At 67.3% G+C, this 4,449-nt stretch carries 5 protein-coding genes and 1 pseudogene; 3 read left to right on the top strand and 3 right to left on the bottom strand.

Annotation, left to right across the window (positions count from 1 at the left end; all coding sequences use genetic code 11):
* Positions 1-95, bottom strand: a pseudogene (locus tag ACIQOV_RS29115) (pirin family protein); the annotation flags it as partial.
* A gap of 95 nt (positions 96-190) precedes the next feature.
* Here ACIQOV_RS29115 and ACIQOV_RS29110 point away from each other — a divergent pair.
* A complete protein-coding gene (locus ACIQOV_RS29110; RefSeq protein WP_401053529.1) occupies positions 191-1,345 on the top strand; it encodes a tyrosine-type recombinase/integrase in 1,155 nt (384 codons plus the stop codon).
* Positions 1,346-1,402: 57 nt separating this feature from the next.
* Here ACIQOV_RS29110 and ACIQOV_RS29105 read toward each other — a convergent pair whose 3' ends face one another.
* Complete coding sequence (locus ACIQOV_RS29105) at positions 1,403-1,594, bottom strand: helix-turn-helix domain-containing protein (protein WP_401053527.1); 192 nt, start codon at positions 1,592-1,594, stop codon at positions 1,403-1,405.
* Between the two features lie 270 nt (positions 1,595-1,864).
* Between ACIQOV_RS29105 and ACIQOV_RS29100 the strand changes: the two genes are divergently transcribed.
* Both ACIQOV_RS29100 and tcmP read left to right on the top strand, forming a co-directional pair.
* The gene (locus tag ACIQOV_RS29100) at positions 1,865-2,584 is read left to right on the top strand and encodes a hypothetical protein (RefSeq protein ID WP_401053525.1); all 720 of its coding nucleotides are present in this window, start codon (positions 1,865-1,867) and stop codon (positions 2,582-2,584) included.
* 299 nt (positions 2,585-2,883) lie between these two features.
* A complete protein-coding gene (gene tcmP / locus ACIQOV_RS29095) occupies positions 2,884-4,041 on the top strand; it encodes a three-Cys-motif partner protein TcmP (RefSeq protein ID WP_401053523.1) in 1,158 nt (385 codons plus the stop codon).
* Here tcmP and ACIQOV_RS29090 read toward each other — a convergent pair.
* On the bottom strand, positions 4,031-4,449 hold a 419-nt coding region (locus ACIQOV_RS29090; protein ID WP_401053521.1), incomplete at its 5' end, for a DUF5131 family protein. The genes tcmP and ACIQOV_RS29090 overlap by 11 nt on opposite strands.

Here is a 4,449-nt window from a genome sequence, read left to right as displayed (position 1 = left end):
CCCTGGACGGCGCCGAAGCGGTCGGTGGCGGCCTGCCACTCCTCGCGGGCCTGGACGATGTCCTCGTGGGACCGCCCGATGAAGTTCCACCACATACCACGTGATCCGCGTTTCTTCGCAGGTCAGGGGCGTGGTGGACCATCTGCGGTCAGCAGATCGTCAGCATCGGACGGGATGGAGACCGCACACGATGGCCCCGAGGACCCTGGCCCGCGGCATGGGCACCTTCTTCAAGACCTGCGAGCACCCGCAGGCGCGGTGGTCGAAGTGCCCGCACGACTACAAGATCCGCTTCCGCAACGCCGCCGGGAGGCAGACCGAGGAGTCCGGCTTCGCCACCCAGGACAAAGCGATCGACCGGCTCACCGAGATCTACCGGGCGAAGCGCGAGAACCCCTGGAGCCAGAGCAAGGCCGAGCGCAACCGCAAGTACGGCGCGATGAACTTCGGAACGTACACCGAGGAGTGGAAGGCCGGCCAGCGCGCGCTTGCCCCGGCATCGCTGAGGCACCTCGACTCCCTGCTGGAACACCACCTCAACCCCGCCTTCCACAGCCGTCGGATGGCCACCTTCGACCACAAGGTCGTCGACGCCTTCATCCAGACCATGGAGCGCAACGGTGTCGGCCTGGCCACCCAGTCCAACGCCTTCGACAAGCTCAAGGCGATCCTGCTCGACGCCCACCGGCTCGGCCTCTACCCGGAGAACCCGCTCGACGGCGTCACCCCGCCCCAGTACGACCCGAAACGCGCCGTCATTCCTTCGCTCATCCAGCTCGGCGGTATACGCGAAGCCGGTGACGAGACCTTCAACCTGGTCGCCGAGCTGATGAGCGGCTGCGGCCTGCGCAACGGCGAGGCCCTTGCCGTCAACATCAACAACATCGTCGCCGACGACGTCTACCGCGTCACCGAGCAGGTCAACCAGACGACCAAGGACTACGCGCCGCTCAAGCACCGCAAGGAGGGCGACTACCGGGACGTCCCGCTGCCGTCCCGCACCCGCATCCGCCTGCTGACGTACGCGGACACCCACGGCACCATCGACGGCTATCCGCTTCGCCACCCGCTAGACATCAGCAAGCCCTACCCGTCCTACTACCTGCAGAACCAGTGGGACCGGATCAAGCGCGCCGGCGACGTCGACATCCCCGACGGCATGACGCTCTACGGCCTGCGCCACTTCTTCGCCTCGAACTGCCTCAGCCACAACATCCCGATCACGGATGTCGCCGATCGGATGGGGCACAAGAGCATCGACGTCACCTTCAAGATCTACCGCCACCTCATGCCGGGCTCCATCGGGCACGGCGCCCAGGTCCTCGACCTCGGGCTCGCGGCCTGAAGTGCGTGGGGCCCTGTCCGTCGCCGAACAGGGCCCCACACGTGTCGTTGTCCGACATCAGCCGCCGGACATCCGCTGCTGCTTCACCCAGGCATTGACCTCGGTGACCTTGAACTGCAGCTTCGCATTGCGCCCGCTCCCGAAGCGGTACGGGATGAGGCCGACCTTGGGCGCCTCGCGATAGACCCACTGGACGGACATGTTCAGGTGCTCTGCGGTCTGCTTGACGGTCATGAAGTGTGTGGACACGAGCTCTCCTCAGGGTTGGCGGGTCGCCGCAGGTGTCCAAAGTTGCTTCCGTAGTGGCGGTTTGGGAGTGCCGTGGTCTCGTGGTAGGTTGCCATCGCCATGCAGGTCCGGGCTTCAGTGCCGGGTCTGACAGCGCCGCTTGGTCGACCATGCGCGCGGATTCGTAGTCCGAGCGACACGTCGCTGTGCGGATTCTCCCTATCCCTGGTGGCGCTGACGCACGAGTGCGCGCAGCGGCACCGCTCATGAGAGGTCCGGCAGGACAGAACGATGGTCAACTCCTTCATTGCGCACACCAGCCCGGGGCGTAGCCGGGTCTTCGCCCTCCACAAGGACCCGCACGATCGTCTGGAGGCGGTCACCACGCTGGGCGGGGACGACGTTCGGCTGACCGAGGATCTCGTCGGGGTGCTCAACACATACTTGGCGGACCGCGATGACGTCGCGCTGCAGGCTGTGCTGGACAGCCTTCCCAAGGCTGTCCAGATGGCCACGAGGCGGTACCTCAAGGACGAGTGCCCGCCGGAGATGGGAGCTTTCACCAGCTTCGGGCCGATCGAGATCGTCCGCGAGGCCGTCTGCTTCAGCCGGATCGACGACGAACTCGAGGACTACCTCCAAGGTGCCTACATGATCGGCCTGGGAATCCGCATGTCGAACGAGCGCGACAGTGATGGCGACGTCGACTGGGTGGTCCAGCTGCGCAACGACGAGGTCTCCGTGCCGGCCAGCGCCGAGCCACGTTCGTGGGAACTCCCCTCCGGAGTCGCGCTCTTGGAGACCTGGACCAGCAAGGAGCCACATCCCGGGCTGGGACCCGTTCGTGCTGCCCTCGGCGTGGCAGCCAGGGCGAGCGCCGACGGCCAGTGGGTGAGGATTCACACGCTGCTCCACAGCCATCGCGACGTCGACTACGAGGGCAGTGGCACCTCGGAATTCGTCGTCGACGTCTTCGATGCGCCGATCCCGCAGCAGGACCCTGAAGACTAGACCGTGACAACGCCGCGTCGTCCGCTGGACGTGCCGGGTCTGGCCGGCGGGCGACGCGGCGGAGCGTAGACGGGGGATCCGACGGCTATAGGGGGTCTCCGCTCTGCCAGCCGGGAGGCACGCGCCACCGCATGGTTCGGGACGGCCGACGCAGACACGATCGCCGGGCCGGAGGGCGGCGCCGAGGTACGAGCCGGTGTCGGGAGGCCGACCCCACACGTGCTCTTTACGTGACGCGCGCACCTCGTCCACCCTGGATCGATCAGCGGTTGGGATCGACCGACGGCGAAGGGGGACGCATGTCGAAAGGCACGTCGGGGGAGTACTGGTCGGAGCCTGAACTGCCGAGCGTCTTCAAGCACGCGCTGCTGAGCCGCTACATGCCCAAGTTCGGCGGGATGACCGGAGCGTACGGCAGGCGGGTGACCTACCTCGACGGCTACGCGGGCGAGGGTCGGTACGAGAACGGCGAGCCGGGCTCGGCCGCCCGGATCCTGCAGATCGCGGCGGACCTCCAGGCCAAGGCGGGTATTCACTGGACCTGCTTCTTCGCGGAGAAGTCAGCGCCGTCCTTCGCTCAACTCGGCTCGCTGGTCGCGGAGTACCAGGCGCGAGGGGTCGATGCCAGGGCGTTTCGGGGAGACGTCCTCGGTTACTTCGACGAGGTGCTCGCCGCCGCGACCGGTCAGCCGTTGTTCCTCTTCCTCGATCCCTGCGGGCTCGCCTTGCCGTTCGAGCGTCTCGTGGATGTGCTCGCCAAAGGCCGGCCCGGGCCCAAACCGCCGACCGAGTTCCTCCTGAACTTCAGCATGATGGCGATCCGCCGCATCGGCGGCAACTCGCAGTCGTCCAAGGGAATCGAGCGCACCAACCAGCGCCTCGACGAGGTGTGCGGCGGCCTATGGTGGCGTGACTTCTTCGCGGGCGGCTACACCCGGGAGGCTGACGAGAAGGTCGCCGCGGAGTACAGCGCCAGGCTGGGCAAAGCCGTCGGCATGCAGATGCGCTCCGTGCCGGTCACAAAGGCGCCTGGTCAAAAGGCCGTCTACAACTTGGTGTTCGGCACCCGCCGCCAGCACGGCCTGTGGGCGTTCGGCGACGCCCACGCCCGGGCCCGTGACACTTGGTGGCAGCAACTCGAACTCCAGGAGGAGGCGACGGACGACGGGTTGTTCCCCGTGGTCAGTCTGCAACGGCCCGACCCGCAGAAGGTCCGCGATCTCGCCGTGCCCGCGATGGCCGACAACCTCGCTCGTCTGTTGCGTCGCGGCCGCACCATCAGGTTGGTCGACCACACGCTGGAGGTGTTCGGCGAGTACTACGGTCAGGTCACCGAGACCGCGGCGCGCGATGCGATCAAGCTGCTGCACCGTCGGGGTGGGACACCGAGCGACGGCATGAGTCATCAGCGCGAAAAGGTCTACGACCTGCTGGTGAGGCCACCACTCACGCGCTGACCGACAACGGCATCTGGTCCCAGGTCCGTCCGTCCAGGAGGCGACCGCCGGCCTTGGGCGTGCGACCGCCCCACTGCTTGAAGAAGAACGCTACCTCCTTCTCCAGGCAGGCGTCGCGCACCTGCCGGGCCCAGGCCGCCTCCATCGGGCGGTGGGCGGGACCCGACTCGCCACCGGCGATCACCCAGTGGATTCCGTCCAGGTCGAGCCCGTCGAGCGGACCGAGTAGCGGTTCGCAGGACAGGAACCGCACGGCGGCCGGGACGGCCCGCAGGTCGTCGACCCGGTCGAGTTCGGCCGCGGTCTCGACCGACACCCCCATCCACAGGTTCGCCGGCCAGTCCAGCCGGTCGGCAACCCGCCGCAGCCTCCTGGCCCGCTTGGTGAGCACCTGGTAGGTGTGCTGAG

Source organism: Kitasatospora sp. NPDC091257 (genome assembly GCF_044757675.1).
Taxonomy (GTDB): domain Bacteria; phylum Actinomycetota; class Actinomycetes; order Streptomycetales; family Streptomycetaceae; genus Kitasatospora; species Kitasatospora lactacystinica.
The sequence above is the reverse complement of the archived record's forward strand: the minus strand, read 5'-3'. Positions and strand labels throughout refer to the sequence as shown.

Excerpts from the sequence above, each read along its gene's own strand:
- ACIQOV_RS29110 (WP_401053529.1), top strand. The coding sequence starts at position 191 with ATGGCCCCGAGGACCCTGGCCCGCGGCATGGGCACCTTCTTCAAGACC.
- ACIQOV_RS29100 (WP_401053525.1), top strand. The coding sequence starts at position 1,865 with ATGGTCAACTCCTTCATTGCGCACACCAGCCCGGGGCGTAGCCGGGTC.
- tcmP (WP_401053523.1), top strand. The coding sequence starts at position 2,884 with ATGTCGAAAGGCACGTCGGGGGAGTACTGGTCGGAGCCTGAACTGCCG.